This is a genomic window from Dyella sp. OK584 (genome assembly GCF_057787755.1).
In genome coordinates this window covers 3817678-3836518 of the sequence record NZ_CM173542.1, presented here as the reverse complement: position 1 = coordinate 3836518, position 18841 = coordinate 3817678, and the positions used below count along the sequence as shown (strand labels likewise).

Here is an 18841-nt window from a genome sequence, read left to right as displayed (position 1 = left end):
CATTTGCGCATGAATACGGCACGCGCGCATACCCACGACCATCACGATCATGACCAGGCACACGGTCATGCCCATGGTCACGACCACAGTCATAATCACGGCGGTATCAGCGGGCGTGAGCGCAAGTTGATCTTCGCGTTCGTACTCACCACGCTGATGATGCTGGTGGAGATGGTGGGCGGTTTCTGGTCGGGTTCGCTCGCACTGGTGGCTGACGCCGGCCACATGCTGATCGACGCACTGGCGCTGCTGCTGGCTGTCGTTGGTGCCTGGTTCGCCAGGCGGCCGGCGGATGCTAGGCGCAGCTACGGCTATGGGCGCCTGGAGGTGCTCGCAGGCTTCGTCAATGCGCTTACGCAGTTCGCGCTAGTGGCCTTCATTGCCTATGAGGCAGTGACGCGGCTGTTCAATCCCACGCACATCCTCTCGGGCATGATGCTGGTGGTGGCGGTGATCGGCCTGGTGGTGAACCTGCTGGTGCTGCGCACTTTGCACGGTCATGCGCATGACGACGTGAACCTCGCAGGCGCCACGTTGCACGTGTTGGGCGACCTGCTCGGTTCAGTGGCGGCGGTAGTCGCAGCGCTGCTGGTGCGCTGGCAGGGCTGGAACTGGGCTGACCCGGTGCTTTCGCTGCTGGTGTCGCTACTGATCCTCAACAGCGCATGGCGGCTGCTGCGTCGTTCCGCACATATCCTGCTGGAGGGTGTGCCCGAAGGGATGAACACCAGTGATGTCGCGGAGGCGCTGCGACTGGCGGATCCGTCCATTCGCGACATTCATCACCTGCACGTGTGGCAGCTCGCGTCTGGTTCGCGCATGGCGACGCTGCATGCCGAGCTGCACGATGACAACCACAGCACCGTAGCGATCAGTGCGATCAACCTCATGCTTGCCGAGCGCTTCGGTGTCCAGCATGTGACGGTGCAGATCGACACCGGGGACTGTCCCGATCACCAGCGTGACTGTGCCGGTCACGGTCACCGCTGACTATTGCGCTTTGCATGGCCGCTGTTACGATGATCGGCCGTACATCCTAACGAATCAAGGAGTTCCCCATGGGCAAGGGCGATCGCAAGACCCGTCGTGGCAAGACTTACCGTGGCAGCTATGGCAACACCCGCGCGCACTCGCTGCAGCCGGCTGTGGCCGGTGCCAAGGCGACCGTGACCAAGCCGGTTGCCGCCAAGAAGGCCGCTCCCAAGAAGAAGTCGGCCTGAGCCAGATTGGCTAGCAAAAACCCCCGCTCAGGCGGGGGTTTTTTTATGGGCGCTCGTCGTGCCGTTCACGGATCCGGCAACAGCAATTCGCCGCCCAGGAAGATGTCGCGCAGCACGTGACTGCCACCGATCCAGTAGCACAGCTCCGCCGGGTCGCGCACGTTCCACACGGCGAGGTCGGCGCGCTGGCCCACCGCAAGTGTGCCGCGGTCGGACAAGCCGAGCGCCTTGGCGGCATTCACCGTTACGCCACGCAGCGCTTCTTCGGGAGTGAGGCGGAATAGCGTGCACGCCATGCCCGCCGCGAGACGCAGCGAGAGCAGGGGCGAGGTGCCGGGATTGCAGTCGGTGGCCACTGCCATGGGCACATGGTGGTCGCGCAGCCCTGCGATGGGCGGCAGCTTCGTTTCGCGTAATGCGTAGAACGCACCCGGTAGCAGTACGGCCACTGTGCCCGCTTGCGCCATTGCGCGAATGCCGCTGTCGCTCAGATGTTCCAGGTGATCGGCGGAAAGTCCATGGAACGAGGCAACCAGGGCCGCGCCATCGAGATCGGACAGTTGCTCCGCGTGCAATTTCACCGGCAGCCCGAGCTGCGTTGCACGTTCGAATACACGGCGCGTTTCCGCCAGCGTGAAGCCAATGTTCTCGCAGAACGCATCGACGGCATCCACGAGCCCCTCGCCAGCCAGCGCCGGCAGCATGTCGTCACAGACCAGCGCCACATAGCTCTCGCGGGCTTCGCGGTATTCCGGCGGCAGCGCATGCAGGCCCAGGAAAGTGGTACGCACGGTGAGGCCAAGTGCTTTGCCGAGGCGGCGTGCAACGCGAAGCATGCGTCGCTCGGTATCGAGGTCGAGACCGTAGCCCGATTTGATCTCGAGAGTGGTGACGCCATCGGCCAGTAGTGCATGCGCACGCGGCAATGCCTGAGCGAACAGTGCGTCTTCGCTGGCCTCGCGAGTGGCCTTCACGGTGGAGACGATGCCGCCGCCTGCGCGAGCGATCTCCTCATAGCTTGCGCCGTTGAGACGCAGGTCGAACTCATGCGCGCGGTTGCCGCCGAATACCAGATGGGTGTGGCAATCGATCAGGCCGGGCGTGATCAGCGCGCCGTTGAGATAATCCACGCGTGCGGCCAGCTCCTCGGCATCGCTGGGCAATTCGCTTTGCAAACCGACCCAGCTGATGCGCCCTTGATGCAGCGCGATGGCGCCTTTCCTGATCAGACCGTACCGTGCATCGCCGGCAAACGTTGCCAGCGTGGCGTCAAGCAGCAAGTGGTCCCAACGGTGGGTCATGTCGGTTCGCGTTCGGATGAGGTGGGTGGCGTGTCGCTGGATTGCGCCTGCTCAGGCGGCAATGGCGTGGCCGGATCCTCGGCCATCGGCGCCAACGGTGATTCGCCCGCTTCGGCATCGTCCTGCGCTTCGGCGGCGCGCCTGGCAAGCTCGTGCTCGTAACCTTCGATCAGTTTGTCGGCGAGCGCCCGATACACCGGTTTGCGCGACAGGATGGATGAAGCCGCGCGCGCCAGCAGGCACGTAGCCATGATCGGCAGCACCATTTGCTGGTTGGCGGTCAGTTCCATCGAGATCACGGTGGCAGTAAGCGGTGCCTGCGTGACGCCGGAAAGATAGGCAGCCATGCCGAGCAGCGCCACGGCGGACGGATCGACACCGGGCAACACTGCGCTGAGATTGCTGCCCAGGCCCGCACCGACCGCCAGCGCCGGTGAAAAGATGCCGCCCGGAATGCCTGCCCAATACGAGGCGATGTTGCCGAAGAACTTGAGCGCGCCGAAGGTTGTCACCGTACCGGCATGACCTTCCAGGATCTCCTTGGCCTGGGCGTAGCCGGTGCCGTAGAGACCGGTATGGGTAAGCTGGCTTAGCAACACCAGCGCGAGGCCGCACGCTGCGGCGAAAATCACCGGCTGGCGTGCGCGAAGACGCCCAACGACGCCGCGCAACCCGTGATCACTGGGCTGGATCAGCCGCGCGAACCATCCGCCGGCGAGACCGCACACGATGCCCGTGGCGAGCACCGCCCACCAGGCCTTGCCCAGTGGCAGGCCGATATCGAATTGGCCGAAGTAAGCATAATTGCCAAGGATGCCCAGCGACACGACGCCAGAGACGATCACCGCGGTAAGCAGGGTGCCGCTCATGCGGTGTTCGAACGCGCCGCTCATTTCCTCGATGGCGAACACCACGCCGGCCAGCGGTGTGTTGAACGCAGCAGCAAGACCCGCAGCAGAACCGGCCAGAATGAAACGGCCGGCAGCAGCCGGCTCGGCGAAACCGAAGCGGCGGCCGAGCGAATAGAGCAAGCCCGCACCCACGTGCACGGTCGGGCCCTCGCGTCCCACCGATGCGCCGCCGAGCAATGCTGCCAGCGTCAACGCCATCTTGCCGATGGCGACGCGCAGCGACAGCAGGCTACGCCGGAAATCCTCGTCTTCCACCTTGAGTGCGGCGATGGCCTGCGGAATGCCGGAGCCACGTGTGGGCTTGAGCACACCCTGGGTGAGCCAGGCGAGCAGGGCGAAGGTGGTGGGCGTGATCAGGAAGGCCCAGAAACGGTTACGTGTCACCACGCCATGAAAGATGCCGAATGCATAGTCAGCTGCTTGAGCAAAGCCAACCGCTGCCAGGCCGACCAGTACGGCGCCGCTCCAGAACAGGATGCGGCGTCGCCATTCAACAGGCGAGAAAAGCTCGGAATCGGTCAGGCGCTGCAGTCGTCCCTGTGTCGTGGCGGCTTCCCCGCCGTTCTCATCACCCGCGCTCACGACTTAGCCTCGGATTTGCGGGTCCAGCGCGTCTCATACAGATCGAAGCGACGATCCTTGAGATTCTGCACCGCACCCGCGTTGCGCGCGCGGGCAAGGCTTTCCAGGTGGAGATCGGCAAACAGCACGGTTTCGATGTTCGGCGTGGAGTCCGCGGCGATGCCGTCGCGTGCGAAGGGAAAGTCGCTTGGCGTAAGAATGCAGCTCTGTCCGTACTGGATGTCGAAGTTGTTGACGCCCGGGAGATTGCCCACGTTGCCCGACAACACCACGTAGCACTGATTCTCAATGGCACGTGCCTGCGAGCAATAGCGCACGCGCAGGTAACCCTCGCGCACATCGGTGCAGAACGGCACAAACAGGATCAGCGCGCCCTGGTCGGTGAGATGGCGTGCGACTTCGGGGAATTCGGAGTCGTAGCAGATCATCACGCCGACGGGGCCACAGTCGGTCTGGATCGTCGCCGCGCTATCGCCGCCGGTGATGTTCCACACGGTGCGCTCGCTCGGTGTCGGATGGATCTTCTCCTGCTCGTGGATGGAGCCGTCACGCAGGCACACGTAGCAAACGTTGTGGATGTCACCGTTGGCCTGCTCGGTTGGATGCGAACCGGCGATGATGTTGATGTTGTAGTTCACTGCCAGACGGCTGAAGAGTTCCTTCACCTGCGGCGTGTACTGGCTGAGCTTGCGAATCGAGTCGACTGGCGACAGTTCCTCGTTCTCGATCGACAACAATTGCAGTGTGATCAGTTCGGGGAAGGTGACGAAATCCGCGCTGTAGTCGGCAGCGATATCGGTAAAGTATTGGACCTGGGTGGCGAATTCTTCGAACGAACGGATACGACGCTGCAGGTATTGCACCGAGGCGACGCGCACCATGTCGGGCAGGCGCTGGGTCGAGGGAATCGACGGGATATCCGGTTGGTTCAGCAGTTGCGGATTGCGCCACACCAAATGCGCCGCGTAGCCCAGCGACTCGTAGTCGGAAGGCACGTAGCCACGCAGCAGGCCGACGACCTCAAAGTCATTGCTCAGCTGGAAGCTCAGCGTGAGATCGCGCCGCTTGCCTTCCACCACGGCCTGCACGTAAGCATCGGCGCTGCCATAGCGGTGCAGGTTGCGCGCAAGGCCGGGAATGCGCCCACCGAACACGATGCCGCGCAGCTTGAGGTCGGTGCACAGGCGCTTGCGAGCCTGGTACAGACGCTGGCCGATGCGCATGTTGCGGTAGTCCGGATGCACCACCACTTCCATGCCGTACAGCCAATTGCCGTCGCGGCGGTGACGCGAGCCCATGCCGCCGCCAGTGATCTGCATCCAGGTATGCGGTGCTAGTGCGGTGGCTTCGTCCATGCGGAAGGTGGCGCAATAGCCCACGATCTTCCCTTCGTATTCGACCACGAACTGACCTTCGGGGAAGTGCGTCTGCTGCGAGCGCAGCATTTCCGCCGAATGACCCCACTCGGCGGTGTAGACACGAGCGGTGAGTTCAACCAGTGCCGGCACATCTGCAGGCTTGGCCTGGCGCACCAGCAGCTTCGGGGTGTGTTCCAGGGTCTTCTTGGCCATCGGTACATTATGCAGCAGCGAACTGAACGACGCGGCCCAGCAGGCCGGTTACACTCGCGGGGATCATTCACGGAGCAGGCTGATGGGCGCCACCATTCCGAGCAAATACCTTGCGGATCGTCTCTGGACGGCACAAGGATGGATTCAGGACGCCGGTTTGCTGATCGATGATCGAGGTCACGTCACAGGCGTTTCCACGGGTGAAGGCGAGCGGCTGGGGCGCTGGGTGCTGCCGGGTATGCCGAACCTGCATTCGCATGCATTCCAGCGTGCGATGGCGGGGCTGGCCGAACGCAAGGGCAAGAGCGACGACAGCTTCTGGACCTGGCGCGAAACCATGTATGCGTTTGCGGCCACGATCGGCCCAGAGGAGCTGCAGGCCATCGCCACGCAGCTCTACGTGGAGATGCTCAAGAGCGGCTACACGCAGGTCTGCGAATTCCACTATCTGCATCATCAGCCTGACGGGACACCGTATGCGCAGTCGGAGGCGATGTCGCTGGCGCTGATCGAGGCGGCGCGCGAGGCGGGCATCGCGCTTACGTTGCTGCCGGTGCTCTACATGAGCGGAGGTTTCGATGGCCGTCCGCTGACGCCACGCCAGCGCCGCTTCGGCCACGATGTGCCCTCGTATCTGCGCTTGCTGGAAGCGCTGCGCGCGCATGAGAACGACGGTCTGCGCGTAGGTATCGCATTGCATTCGCTGCGAGCGGTACCGGAAGACGCCATGCGCGAAGTGTTGGCGAGCGAGGCGGCAAAGAGTGGCCCCATTCACATCCATATCGCCGAGCAGATTGGCGAGGTGCAGGATTGTCTCGCCACTCGTGGCGCACGGCCCGTGGAATGGTTGTTCGACCACGCCGATGTCGATGCGCGATGGACTCTTGTGCACGCCACGCATCTGAACGCGCAGGAGATCTCGCAGCTCGCGCGCAGCGGCGCGGTGGCGGGCCTGTGTCCTACCACCGAGGCCAACCTCGGCGATGGCCTGTTCCCTTTGGCTGACTATCTCGATGCAGGCGGCACGCTTGGCGTGGGTTCCGATTCGCACATTTCGGTATCGCCGGTGGAAGAGTTGCGCTGGCTCGAATACGGTCAGCGACTGTCGACGCGCCATCGCAATATCGCTGCGCGCCATCAGGGCGACAGCGTGGGTGAGACGTTGTGGCCCGCCGCACTGCGTGGCGGTGCGCGCGCGTCGGCTCTGCCGATCGGAGAGCTTCGCAGCGGTGCACGCGCGGACCTGTTGGTGCTCGACGATCGCGCACCCTTGCTCGCCGCGCGCGATGAACACTCCGTGATCGACAGCTTCCTGTTCGCGGGCAATGCGCCGCTGGTGCGCGACGTGATGGTGGGCGGCGAATGGATGGTGCGCGGTTTTACACACCGCGACGAGGACCGCATCGCCGCGCGCTATCGCGCGACCATGGGGCGCCTTTCACAGCGCTGATACACCGTTAAGCGAGGCCTGAATGGCGACTGCGAATGGCTGAACCGCAGCCATCGCTTTCGCGTTGTCTCGTCATCTCGTTCGCGCGGCCGACGTTCTCCGGGTCAAACCCCAACCAAGGAGAGCGTCATGCGTCGACTCATGCTGATCAGTCTCGGCCTCGCCGTCATGTTCAGCGCGAGCCTGTCACTCACCGGCTGCGTGGTGGTGGCGCCGCGACCGCATTACGCGGCTCGCGTATGGGTGCCCGGTTACTGGGCGCCAGGTAGTGTCTACGTATCCGGCCATTGGCGCGGATGATGCGTTTCGCCAAGCCCATGTGGCGCGCGCGGACGGGTTGTTCGTGCGCGCCTACGTGGGGGCGTTCGGCTGCGTGCTCGCGATATGGCTGCGCAAATGTTCGATGAACACGCGCAGCTTGGGTGGCACCTGCAGCCGACTAGGGTAGTAAAGATAGAAACCGTCAAAGGGCGGCAGCCATTCATCGAGCACGGTTTCCAGCTGGCCTGAGGCGATAGCCGCGCGCACCGAGGGTTCCACCATGTGCGTAAGGCCAAGGCCGTCGATCGCGGCGCGGATGGCCATGGCCGGTTCGTTGGTGGTCAACGGACCATCCACGTCCAGCTCGAACCATTGGCCCTTGGAGGTGCCAGTGGAGTGAGCGAATTCCCAGCGATAGATCGCGCCGCTGTTGAAACGAAAGCGGATGCACTCATGCGAGGCCAGGTCGCGCGGATGCTTCGGCTTGCCGTGCGCGGTGAAGTACGCAGGCGATCCCACTACGACCGCTCGCTGCGGCCCGCCGAGCGGCACAGCCACCATGTCGCGGGCTAGCCGCTCGCCGAGTCGGATGCCGGCATCGAAACCCTCGGTGACGAGATCGGTCAGGCGATTTTCCACCTGGATATCCACCTTCAGTTCCGGCCACGCGCGCATGAACTCGGCCAGCGTAGGTGCGATCAGGTGGTCGAGCACCATCTGCGGCACTGCGATGCGCAGCGTGCCGGCGGGGCGGTCGCCGTGTTGACGCAGTGCCTCGATGGCGTCATCAATCGCGCCGAGCGCCGGAGTGATGCGCTCGAGAAACGCGCGGCCCGCCTCAGTGAGGCCAACGCGGCGCGTGGTCCGGTGCAGCAGCCGCACGCCGACATGGGTCTCGAGCTGGCGCAGCGTCTGGCTCAGCGCGGAAGCGGTGACCTCCAGCTCGGCGGCGGCGCGGGTGAAGCTCCCGTGGCGGGCGATGAGCTGGAAGGCGCGCAGCGCAGCGGTGTCGTCGGTTGCCATTGTTTAGATGTTCTTAATAAAGCATGTAAACGATGGCTATTTTTCCGCGTAATCGCAAGGCCCAGACTGGCGCCATTCCCTGATGAGCCAAGGAGATCGCCATGTCGCTCGACTCGTATTACACCCTCGGCCGTTCCGGCCTGCGCGTCAGCCGTCTCGCCCTGGGCACGATGACCTTTGGTGACAACTGGGGCTGGGGCGCGGCGGAAGAGACGGCGCGCGCCATGTTCGACCGTTATCTCGACGCCGGCGGCAATTTCATTGATACCGCCGACCTCTACACCGATGGCGCCAGCGAGGAACTGCTGGGCCAATTCGTGGCAGATGCGGGCGTGCGCGACCGCGTCGTGCTGTCCACCAAATTCAGCTACAACGCGCAGCCCGGCAACCCGAATGCGGGTGGTAATGGCCGCAAGAACATCCTGCGCGCGGTGGAAGGCTCGCTGCGCCGGCTGCGCACCGACTACATCGATCTGTACTTGCTGCACACCTGGGATCGCATTACGCCGGCCGAAGAAGTGGTGCGCACGCTCGACGACCTGGTGTGTGCCGGCAAGATCCGCTACGCGGGCCTTTCCGACGTGCCAGCCTGGTATGCATCGCGCGCGCAGACGTTTGCCCAGGCGCATGCGCTGTCGCCGCTGGTCAACCTGCAGCTGGAATACTCGCTGATCGAGCGCAACCTCGAACACGAGTTCGCGCCGATGGCGCTCGAGTTGGGCATGGGCATCACGGCGTGGAGTCCGCTGGGCATGGGCCTGTTGTCGGGCAAGTACAAGCTCAGCGCAACGGGCGGGGCGGGCGAGGGTCGTCTGGCCAAAGTGTCAGGCCTGCCAGGCTTTGATCGCTTCACCGAACGTAACTGGCGCATCGTCAGCACGCTGGAAGCGGTGGCCAAGGCGCTGGGCAAACCGATGGCGCAGGTGGCGCTCAACTGGGTAGCGACACAGCCGGCCGTGGCGTCGGTGATCGTGGGTGCGACCAAGCTGGCGCAACTGGACGACAACCTTGCGGCGTTGTCGTTCGAGATTCCCGCCGATCAGCGTGCGCGCCTGAACGAGGCGAGCGCACTGGAAACGCCGTTTCCGTACTGGTTCTTCGGTGATGCGCAACAGACGCGTCTGCATGGCGGCGTCAACGTAGGCAGCAAGCCAGCCGGTTATGCGCCGCCGATTTACGTGAAGGCGCAGGCAGCGGGCGACTTCAAGGCGGATTGAGGAAAAAGAAACGGCGCCAGCATGCAGGCTGGCGCCGATGTTGTTGGCGCGGCGGGGGCGCGCCGCTTCCTTGCTGTTATGACGTCGTCCGGATTACTGCGCTGAAGACGAGCCCGACACCGGGTGCTGCGCCTTGAACTGCTCCCACTGCTGCTGACGCGCCTGGCGCTCTGCCTTCATCGAGGCCAGCTGGGCCTGCTGGCTCGCGTTCAGCACGGCGTAGATCTGCGCCCGGATTGCAGCGCGCTGCTGCACGCGGGCCTGGGTCGCAGCGCCCTCAGCCTGGGCCAGGTTGGCCGCGGCGGTCTGGTAGCCGGACGCATTCGGTGCCATCTGTTCGAAAGCTTCGCGCTGCTGGTGCAGGGCTTCGCGCTGCGGCTTGTTCTGGGTGCGGGTGTTCTGCAGGATCTGCTTGATGCTGGCCTTCTGCGCATCGCTCAGGTTGAGCTTGGCATAGGCGGCCATCAGGTCATGGCCATGACCGCGACCATGCCAACCAGCCTGAGGGGCGCCGTCCTGACCGGCGGCGACAGCAATGGCGAATGGGGCGAGGGCCATAGCCGACGCGAGAGCCAGGGCGAGGGTGACGTTCTTGCGCATGGGTATTTCCTTTGCCGTTGGAATGGACAGTGGGGGTGATGTCCATTTGACGACGGCGCTACGTATATGTTCTTTGCCGGAAGGTAAAGAAGCGTAAAGCCTGTGGAGCTCAGGTTTTTACGCGGATTCAATGGGCGCGGAGACAACCGACAACGCCATGCCAAGAATTCTCATAGTCGACGACGATCGTGCCCTGTGCAGCCTGCTGGCGGATTACCTGCAGCGCGAGGGTTTCGTGGTGGATGTCGCCCATGACAGCGAAAGCGGCCTTGCCCAGCTGCACAACCAGGCGACGCGACCTGACCTGCTGATCCTTGATGTGATGATGCCCGGGCGCGATGGGCTGGATACCTTGCGCGAGCTGCGCCTGAAGCATCGGCTGCCGGTCATCATGCTTTCCGCCAGGGGCGAACCGGTCGACCGCGTGATCGGCCTGGAGCTGGGCGCGGACGATTACCTCACCAAGCCTTGCCTTCCCCGAGAACTGCTCGCCCGTGTGCGCGCGCAACTGCGACGCAACACGCCAGTGGCGGCGGGACCGATGCAGGTGGGTATGTTGCGATTGGAGCCCGGTGAGCGGCGCGCGTATGTCGACGAGCAGGAACTTTCGCTCACCGGTGCGGAATTCATGCTGCTATTGGCGCTGGCGCAGCGATCGGGCGAACTGGTGGACAAGGCGACGTTGACGCGCATGGCGCTCGGACGCGAGCTGGAACGTTTCGACCGAAGCATCGACGTACATGTGAGCCGACTGCGTCACAAGCTGGCCGAAGCGTCGGCGCAATCGCCGCGCATCGAGTCCGTGCGTGGCGCCGGTTACAGCCTCGTAGCGGGGGCAGCGTGAGTCCATTCAAGAGTTCGCTCTACTGGCGATTGCTGATCAGCTTCTGCGCGGCGAACCTGCTGGCGCTGATTGTCGGCGGCTTTCTCACGCAGCGCTTCATCGAGTACAGCACCGCGGTGGAGATCAACTGGGCGGCGCTCGCGCAAGGTGCGGACCAGGCCTATGAAAGCGGTGGCATTGCCGCGCTGGCCGAATGGTCGCAGAAACAGCGACGCGAAGGCATCGAAGCCACGCTGTTCGAGCAGGGCCAGCCGCTGATGCCAATTCGCCTGCCGAGCTCCGTGCGAGGGCAGCTGCAAACCTGGCTGGATGAAAAGCGCGACGTGGTGCTGCAGCCCTGGCCGAATCTTTACGTGGCCGTGCAGCTGGTGCGTGATGAAGACGGCCAGACGCGGCAATTGGTAGCGTTGAGCCGCACGCATTCACGACTGCGCCCGCAGACGCGCCAGACCATTTTTCTGGCGATCCAGGGCGTACTGTCGCTGCTGTTCATCGGCCTGGTGGGTTGGTGGGTGGCACGCAGCGTTGCGCGCCCGGTGGAGGCCATTAGTCAGGCCACGCGACGCATGGCGTCCGGTGAGCTGTCGTCGCGAGTTGGTGAGGAAGGACGTCGCGCGCACGGCGAACTCGCGCAGTTGGCGATTGATTTCGACGCCATGGCCGAACGAATCGAGGCGCTGGTGGCGCATGACCGCAGCGTGTTGCAGGACCTGTCACACGAACTGCGCTCACCGCTGGCGCGATTGCATCTGATCCTCGACCTGGCGCAACGCAGTACGGATACGAGAGAGGCAGCGCGCTATTTCCGGCAGGCTGAGCAGGAGATCACGCGGCTGGACCATATGACCGGGGAAATGCTGGCGTTGTCGCGCCTGGAGGGTGGCATTCCCGGTGTGAACCGTGAGCCGGTCGAGGTAGTGGACCTGCTGCGCGAGTGCGTGCGACGCGCCGAAGTGGAAGCAACGGCTCGCGGCATTGTCATGACGCTTTCCGTCGGCGCGCCGATCACGGTGTCCGGTAGCGAGCTGTTGCTGGAACGGGCCTTCGAAAACCTGATCGGCAATGCGATCAAGTTCAGCCCGAAGGGTGAGCGAGTGGAGCTTTCCGCAAAGGCCGACTCAGGAAAATTCGAGTTGTCCATACGCGATCATGGGCCGGGTGTTCCCGACGCTGAGCTGGATTCATTGTTCCGCCCGCTGTTCCGCGGCAGCAATGCCACTCGAGCGGACGGGCATGGCATTGGGCTGGCCATCGTGCAGCGCGTGGTGCGGGCGCATGGTGGCGACATACAAGCCAGTAACGCCGACGGTGGCGGACTGATGGTGCAGCTGAATCTGCCGCTGGCTTCGGCATCCGAGGCGTAGCAGCCACACGTCGCCATCCCAGCGAAAGCCGGGATCCATTGACTGTTCGGCGCACCGGCGGCACTGGATTCCAGCTTTTGCTGGAATGACGATGCAGGAGCCCGAGGCCTACGCAAACCCTGCTGCATTTGCCACACTCGGGTTTTGCCAATGGAACAGGAATGCGCTCCAACGCTTTCGCTGCGGTGGGTCTGGCGCTGTGTGCCGCGCTGTTCTTCACCATGACCTACGTGCTCAATCGCAGCCTGGTGGCGGGCGGTGGGCATTGGGCGTGGGCGGTGATCCTGCGCTACCTGATCACGCTGCCGTTGCTAGCTTTCGTGTTGCCCTGGCAGGGCGGGCTGGGTGAGCTGCCGAAGGAGTTGCGACAGTATCCACGCGCCTGGCTGCTGTGGAGCACGGTCGGCTTCGTGCTGTTTGGCCTGCCGCTCACGTGGGCGGCCAACAGCGGGCCTTCCTGGCTGGTGGCGGGCAGCTTCCAGACCACGGTGCTGGCTGGGCCGCTGTTGTCACCCTTCATCTATCGCGATGAGCGGCGGCAGCTGGTGTGGCGAAGTGTTGCCATCGGTGTGCTGATCCTTCTTGGCGTGTTCGCGCTGCAATGGGGCCACGCGCAGGGTCGCCTGAGTACCAGCGACTGGCTGGCGATGGCGGCAGTGGTGTTTTCCGCTTTCATGTATCCGCTGGGCAATCGCATGTTGTTGTTGCACCTGGAGCAAAGCGGCACGCGCATCGGCGCCACGCAGCGAGTGTTCGGCATGACGCTGTGCAGCTGGCCACTGTGGCTGGTGCTGGCGGCGATCGCATGGTTCACCATTGGGCCGCCCGGCTTGCGCGAAATGTGGCTGGCGGGCGGCGTGGCGCTTTCTTCTGGTGTCATCGCTACCGTGCTGTTTTTCCGCGCCACCGACATGGTGCGCAGCGAGCCTACGTCGCTTGCGGCGGTGGAGGCGATGCAGGCGGCGGAGCTGCTGTTTGCCACGGTGATCGGCGCGTGCTTTCTCGGCGAGGCGTGGCCGCACGGATTCTCCGCCGTCGGTGCGCTGATGATCGTGGCAGGCATCGCGCTGTTTGGATGGGTCAGCGGGCGCTCGGCTGCCGGGCACGACGAAGCCGTGCGCACGCTACGCAGCGATCGCGGAGCCTGAGCACGGCGGGGATGGGGATGAGTGATGGCGTGCGTGCATCCCACTTCCCGCGCCCGCCGTACCTTTGGAACTTGCCCCATTCCGCCTCGTCAAGGTAAACACCTCAGTTCCGGTCGCTGCGTCTGCTGCCGGCTTCCTTCTGCAATCTGGGGCGGCAATGACTCATCGGCGTAGTGCATGGATCATGGCGGGCGTGTTGCTGGGTACAGCGCCCTTGGCGAACGCGCAAACGCCGGTGACGCAACAGGCATTGCGCTGGGATGCGAACACGCTGGGCAATCATCGCTATCTGCTTCAGGTGGATGCGCCGGCCAACGCCGTGCACGTGGTGATTCCCTGGCGCCGCCGCGACGCACACCCCGAGCAGGTGGCGGTAATTGTCACCGGGCCAGACGGCAAGCCCGTAGCGAACGTCGTGCGTGGAGCTATCGGGCAGGCCGAGGGCGAGCTGGTGTTCCAGGCTGCGACGGCAGGGTCCTATGCCGTTTACTACCAGCCCTATCTCAGTACCGGGCGCAGCAACTATCCCACCGTGACCTACGCCGCACCGAAGGACACTGCCAATGCCGCGTGGTCGCGCAAGCTCGGCGCCGGTGCGCAGGCATGGCGCAAGCTGCCGCAGGCGAAAGTGCTGCGCTACGAGGCGGTGGACGACTTCGATGCGTACACGGAGATGGAACGCACCGCCACGCCGGATGAACTGAAATCGCTGCTGGCTGCCCATCCCACGGAATCCCTGCTGCTGTTTCCGGAGACGCGCGCTTATCCGGTGCGCATGTTCGACACCATTCCGGAACGCTGGGCACAGCGGGGCAGCGGCGGCTCGCTGAATGAAAACGTGGCGGGCGGCGAATACCTGAGCTTCCAGGTTGGCGCATGGGCGCCACGTGGCAAGGTGGAAAACGTGCGCGTCAGCTTCGGCAGCCTTCGCAACGCGAGTGGCGACAGCATTCCCGCCAGCGCGTTCTCCTGCTTCAACCTTGGCGGCGTGGACTACACGGGCAAGCCATTCACGTCACGCGTGGATGTGGAAGCAGGGCGCGTACAGCCGCTGTGGATGGGCCTGGACGTGCCGGCGTCTGCAAGGCCCGACACCTATCACGGCGAGTTGACGATCGAAGCCGGCGGCATGCCGGTGCAAAGAGTGCCGCTGACGATCACGGTGGGTGAGGCCCGGGCCGTGGCTCATGGCGACAATGATCCCGCCAGGCTCACTCGTCTGCGCTGGCTCGATTCCACCCTGGCGCAGGACGATTCGCTGGTGAAGCCATTCACGGCGATTACGGTGAAGGGTTCTGCACTGGGCATTCTCGGGCGCGAGGTGAAACTCGACACCAGCGGATTGCCCGCGCAGATTACCAGCCGTTTTGACGAGCGCATGACAGGTTTTGCACGCCAGCCCAAGGCGCTGCTGGTCGCACCCATGCGTTTGGTCGTCGAGGACGATGCAGGCGCACACGCGATGAACTCGTCTGCAAAACCTGACGTGCAGACCGACGGTCCCGCCAAGGTGCACTGGCAGGCGGCCGGCCATGCCGGGCCGCTGCAGAGCGAATTGAAGGCGAGCCTCGAAGCCGATGGCACGCTGGTCTACGCGGTGGCACTCACAGCGAAGCAAGCGCTAACGCTGCGTGATATCCGCCTGGAAATTCCGCTGGATCACGACGTGACGAAATATCAACTTGGCCTCGGCCGTCAGGGTGATCGCGCACCGGCGGACTTCCAATGGAAATGGAACGTGCAGAACAACCAGGATGGCGCGTGGATCGGCACAGTGAACGCCGGCCTGGAATTTCATCTTCGCGACGAGCATTACCTGCGTCCGCTCAATACCAACTTCTACCACCAGCAGCCGCTACGCATGCCGGTGTCATGGGACAACGGTGGGCAGGGCGGCATTCGCTTGCTCAGTGATGGCGAGTCGTACAAGGTCATGGCTTACAGCGGTCACCGCACCATGCAGGCCGGTGAAACGCTGCACTACGACATCGTCATGCGCGTGACGCCGTTCAAGACGATCAACCCGGCCGAACACTTCTCCGAGCGCTTCTTCCACAAGTACGGCGACCTCGATGCGATCAAGGCCGATGGCGCGAACGTGGTGAACATCCACCACGCCACGCCGATCAATCCGTGGATCAATTATCCGTTCCTCGAGCCGGAAGCGATGCGCGCCTATATCGAGTCGGCGCATCAGCGCGGTATGCGCGTGAAGATTTACGACACCGTGCGCGAGCTGTCCGATCGCGCGCCGGAGCTGCCGATGCTGGAAAGCCTCGGGCATGAGGTGATCAGCGCCGGCAAGGGCGGTGGTTTCTCCTGGCTGCAGGAGCATCTCGATGGCGACTACATCGCCGCCTGGCACGTGCCGGAGAACCGTGATGCCGCAGTGATCAATGCGGGACAAAGCCGCTGGCACAACTACTACATCGAAGGGCTGGACTGGCTCGCGCGCAACGTGGGCATCGACGGCCTGTACCTCGACGATGTCGCATACGACCGCACCACCATGAAGCGCGTGCGCAAGGTGTTGCAGGCGCATCGTACGCACCCGCTGATCGACCTGCATTCGGCCAGCCAGTACAACCCGCGCGACGGCTATATCAACAGCGCACTGCTCTACATGGAGCTTTTCCCGTATATCGACCGGCTGTGGTTCGGCGAGGAGTTCAATTACGAGAAGACCTCGCCCACGTACTGGCTCACCGAGATCTCGGGTATTCCCTATGGCCTGATGGGTGAGATGTTGCAGAACGACGGCAACCCTTGGCGCGGCATGTTGTTTGGCATGACCAACCGCCTTGGCTGGTCGCCGGGCAGTGATCCGCGGGGTCTTTGGAAGTTGTGGAATGCGTTCGGCATTGAACAAGCCGACATGGTCGGCTGGTGGGTGCACGACACTCCGGTGAAGACAGATCGCGACGACGTATTGGTCACCAGCTACGTACGCAAAGGCAACAAGACGTTGATCGCACTCGCGTCATGGGCGCCGGAGAAAACCGCGGTGAAACTTGCCATCGACTGGAGGGCGCTCGGGCTCTCTGCGGGCAAGGCCAAGCTCGTGGCTTCCGCCTTGGATGGCTTCCAGCCAGCGGCGACATTCAAACCGGGCGACGCGATTCCGGTGGAGCCCGGCAAGGGCTGGTTGATCGTGGTGGAGTGAAGTCGACATGCATACAGGGGACGACAAGCGCATGAAAACGTGGCGAGCGACTGTGCTGGCGGTGCTGCTGGTATTCGGTGCGTGCGGGCACGCGCTGGCTGATTCGAGCGTGGCAGCTAGTGATGCCGCGGACGGACAACAGGTCACCAAGCTTTCGCTGGACGCGAAAGCGTTTGCGCCCGAGCAGATCAAGCTCACGGTCTACTTGCCGCCCGGTTACGCGCAGGGGAGCGTCGCAGGTGTGCGTTATCCCGTGCTGTATGCCAATGACGGCCAGGACATGCCGGCAGTGGGCCTGCGCGAGACACTGGCGCGGCTTTACGCCGAGCATGCTATCGGTCCGGTCATCGTGGTGGCGATCGACATGCTGACGGATCGGGCATCCGGTTATGGTCTGTCGGACCGGGATCGCAAGCGCAGTGTGGTCGGCGGTTCACGCATTGGACCGATCGGCAGCCATGCCTACGAATATTCCGATTGGGTGGCCACACAACTGGTGCCATACATCGATGCGCATTACCGCACTCAGGCCAACGCCAGCGACCGCACGATGCTGGGTTGGTCGCTCGGTGGCCTCAATGCATTCAACCTGGGTTGGAACTATCCCGAGGTATTTGGCCGCGTCGGTGCCTTCTCACCATCGTTCTGGTTGGCCGCCGATCGAAGCAATGCGCAGGCGGTCGAGTCGTCGCGACTGGCACAAGCCATGGTGAACAGGGCCTCTGGGCGCAAACCGCTGCATTTTTGGTTCGCCGTCGGCGGACACGAGGAAACGAATGACCGCAATGGCAACGGCGTGATCGATGCTGTGGAAGACGCGCAGGATCTCGTCAACGGCTACCGCGCGCCCGATGGAACACACCTGCGCGGACTGCGAGACCTTGGCTACAGCGTGGACACTGACCATGCAGGCGATTCGTCGCGCGCGGCAGACGTCACGTTTTATCTGCTGCCCGATGGCGAGCACAACCAGGTGACGTGGAAGCGCATGTTGCCGGTATTTTTGACGTGGGCGTACGGAATGCCGGTACCGTAAGGAGCTGCCCAAAGCATATTGCGGCGCTAAATCGTGGAGCTCCTTCTCCTGTGAGAGAAGGTGCCGGTCCCGCGGAAACTCCCTTCAAGCTCAGGCGGATGAGGGTTCGGGCGGAGCGAAGCGTGAAAGGTGTCGCGAGCCTCGTACCCTAACCCTAACCCTAACCCTAACCCTAACCCTAACCCTAACCCTAACCCTAACCCTAACCTCTCTCCCGATGGGAGAGGGCTAAGCCATCAGCGCCAGTCGACCGATCTTTACCAGTCCCGGACTGAACTCAAGATCGGCGGGAAGCACGGTCTTCGGGTTGGGCGTGGGGTCGGGCAGCGCCAGCGAATTGGCCACGCGGAGAGGTGACGGCGGCGGCGTGGCCAGGCCTAGCCGGCTGCGCGCCTGCAACAGGCGCAACTCGACATCGTCGTCGTCGGACGAATCGTCGAGAGCGGCGGCGGCCAACTCATGCATGCCGTGCATGGGGCTGGCGAGCAGTGCGATCTCGCTGGCAATACTCGGCTTGCGGTCGGCGCGACGCAGATCGTCCAGGCACTCGTGCGCGAGCGCCAGCAGGTCGATATCCGGCAAGGGCGTGTGCTGCCGCGATCGCGTGATCACGGGCAGGCGCAACTCATGCGCAGGCGATGTCGTCGCTTCGGCGAAGCCGCGATAGACCAGCTCGCTGCATACCACCTGGCCCGGATCGTTCTCGATCACCAGGTCCAGTGCCATGCGCAACACGCGCCGCAAGTCGCGGCTGCCAGGAATCTTGTTGCGCACCGCGCAGACGATGCCGAGTACGAACAACGAGGTCATGGGGTAGGGCAGGCCTAGATAGGGTGCGAGCGCACCGCGCAGCATCTCAAGCATGGCCGCGCGATCGGGACGTTGCAGTCGCGCCGGACGAAATACGTCGATGTAGTGGAAGTTATCGACCATGGTCGTGCGCTGGACAAGCGAGGCGTACCGCACGCCGCTCGCCGCGGCCTCCATCAACTGCGTATCGTCGAACACGACCGCGGCATGGCTGTAGGCGCTGTCGCCCACCCAGGCGATCAAGCGGGAAAGCTCCCCTCGCCCCATATGCAGCAACACATCGCCAGCTTCCAGGTCGTTCGGTTGCAACACATGAGGTGTGTCCACGCTGTTCCTTCGG

The 18841-nt window shown here is 63.7% G+C and carries 16 protein-coding genes; 10 read left to right on the top strand and 6 right to left on the bottom strand.

Annotation, left to right across the window (positions count from 1 at the left end):
* The first annotated feature begins 9 nt into the window (after window positions 1-9).
* Window positions 10-990, top strand: a complete 981-nt coding sequence (locus tag AC3CBN_RS17275) for a cation diffusion facilitator family transporter (RefSeq protein WP_488634224.1) — start codon at window positions 10-12, stop codon at window positions 988-990.
* Window positions 991-1058: 68 nt separating this feature from the next.
* The gene (locus tag AC3CBN_RS17270) at window positions 1059-1220 is read left to right on the top strand and encodes a 30S ribosomal protein THX (RefSeq protein WP_488634223.1); all 162 of its coding nucleotides are present in this window, start codon (window positions 1059-1061) and stop codon (window positions 1218-1220) included.
* Between the two features lie 65 nt (window positions 1221-1285).
* Here the strand turns inward: AC3CBN_RS17270 and hutI are convergent, their stop codons facing one another.
* From hutI to AC3CBN_RS17255, 3 genes are read right to left on the bottom strand one after another with little or no spacing between them, the layout of a single operon-like run.
* Window positions 1286-2521: an imidazolonepropionase gene (gene hutI / locus AC3CBN_RS17265; protein ID WP_488634222.1), complete on the bottom strand. Its 1236-nt coding sequence runs from the start codon at window positions 2519-2521 to the stop codon at window positions 1286-1288.
* On the bottom strand, window positions 2518-4014 hold the full coding sequence (locus tag AC3CBN_RS17260) for a chloride channel protein (protein WP_488634221.1): 1497 nt from the start codon (window positions 4012-4014) through the stop codon (window positions 2518-2520). The genes hutI and AC3CBN_RS17260 overlap by 4 nt, the downstream gene beginning before the upstream one ends.
* Window positions 4011-5585 carry a GNAT family N-acetyltransferase gene (locus AC3CBN_RS17255; RefSeq protein WP_488634220.1) on the bottom strand — a complete coding sequence of 525 codons (1575 nt, stop codon included), beginning with the start codon at window positions 5583-5585 and terminating at the stop codon, window positions 4011-4013. Before AC3CBN_RS17255 ends, AC3CBN_RS17260 begins: the two co-directional genes overlap by 4 nt.
* A gap of 82 nt (window positions 5586-5667) precedes the next feature.
* Here AC3CBN_RS17255 and AC3CBN_RS17250 point away from each other — a divergent pair, with 82 nt between their 5' ends.
* Window positions 5668-7035, top strand: a complete 1368-nt coding sequence (locus tag AC3CBN_RS17250) for a formimidoylglutamate deiminase (protein WP_488634219.1) — start codon at window positions 5668-5670, stop codon at window positions 7033-7035.
* Between the two features lie 129 nt (window positions 7036-7164).
* On the top strand, window positions 7165-7335 hold the full coding sequence (locus AC3CBN_RS17245) for a hypothetical protein (RefSeq protein ID WP_488634218.1): 171 nt from the start codon (window positions 7165-7167) through the stop codon (window positions 7333-7335).
* Between the two features lie 51 nt (window positions 7336-7386).
* Here AC3CBN_RS17245 and AC3CBN_RS17240 read toward each other — a convergent pair whose 3' ends face one another.
* The gene (locus AC3CBN_RS17240; protein ID WP_488634217.1) at window positions 7387-8319 is read right to left on the bottom strand and encodes a LysR family transcriptional regulator; all 933 of its coding nucleotides are present in this window, start codon (window positions 8317-8319) and stop codon (window positions 7387-7389) included.
* A 101-nt stretch (window positions 8320-8420) separates the two neighbouring features.
* Here AC3CBN_RS17240 and AC3CBN_RS17235 point away from each other — a divergent pair, with 101 nt between their 5' ends.
* Window positions 8421-9536, top strand: a complete 1116-nt coding sequence (locus AC3CBN_RS17235; protein ID WP_488634216.1) for an aldo/keto reductase — start codon at window positions 8421-8423, stop codon at window positions 9534-9536.
* A 93-nt stretch (window positions 9537-9629) separates the two neighbouring features.
* Here AC3CBN_RS17235 and AC3CBN_RS17230 read toward each other — a convergent pair whose 3' ends face one another.
* Entirely contained in the window at window positions 9630-10136 is a 507-nt protein-coding gene (locus tag AC3CBN_RS17230) for a Spy/CpxP family protein refolding chaperone (RefSeq protein ID WP_488634215.1), read from the bottom strand.
* 157 nt (window positions 10137-10293) lie between these two features.
* Between AC3CBN_RS17230 and AC3CBN_RS17225 the strand changes: the two genes are divergently transcribed.
* The 5 genes from AC3CBN_RS17225 to AC3CBN_RS17205 all read left to right on the top strand — a co-directional run bounded on the left by AC3CBN_RS17225 (window position 10294) and on the right by AC3CBN_RS17205 (window position 17691).
* Window positions 10294-10980, top strand: coding sequence for a response regulator (locus AC3CBN_RS17225; RefSeq protein WP_488634214.1), 687 nt, complete (start codon window positions 10294-10296; stop codon window positions 10978-10980).
* Window positions 10977-12344, top strand: a complete 1368-nt coding sequence (locus AC3CBN_RS17220) for a sensor histidine kinase (RefSeq protein ID WP_488634213.1) — start codon at window positions 10977-10979, stop codon at window positions 12342-12344. The genes AC3CBN_RS17225 and AC3CBN_RS17220 overlap by 4 nt, the downstream gene beginning before the upstream one ends.
* Window positions 12345-12505: 161 nt before the next feature.
* On the top strand, window positions 12506-13492 hold the full coding sequence (locus AC3CBN_RS17215; protein WP_488634212.1) for a multidrug resistance efflux transporter family protein: 987 nt from the start codon (window positions 12506-12508) through the stop codon (window positions 13490-13492).
* Between the two features lie 157 nt (window positions 13493-13649).
* Window positions 13650-16655: a glycoside hydrolase domain-containing protein gene (locus tag AC3CBN_RS17210; RefSeq protein ID WP_488634211.1), complete on the top strand. Its 3006-nt coding sequence runs from the start codon at window positions 13650-13652 to the stop codon at window positions 16653-16655.
* Window positions 16656-16662: 7 nt separating this feature from the next.
* Window positions 16663-17691, top strand: coding sequence for an alpha/beta hydrolase (locus AC3CBN_RS17205; protein WP_488634210.1), 1029 nt, complete (start codon window positions 16663-16665; stop codon window positions 17689-17691).
* 228 nt (window positions 17692-17919) lie between these two features.
* Here the strand turns inward: AC3CBN_RS17205 and AC3CBN_RS17200 are convergent, their stop codons facing one another.
* Window positions 17920-18828 (bottom strand): hypothetical protein, encoded by a 909-nt coding sequence (locus AC3CBN_RS17200; protein ID WP_488634209.1) that lies wholly within the window; start codon window positions 18826-18828, stop codon window positions 17920-17922.
* Window positions 18829-18841: the final 13 nt, after the last annotated feature.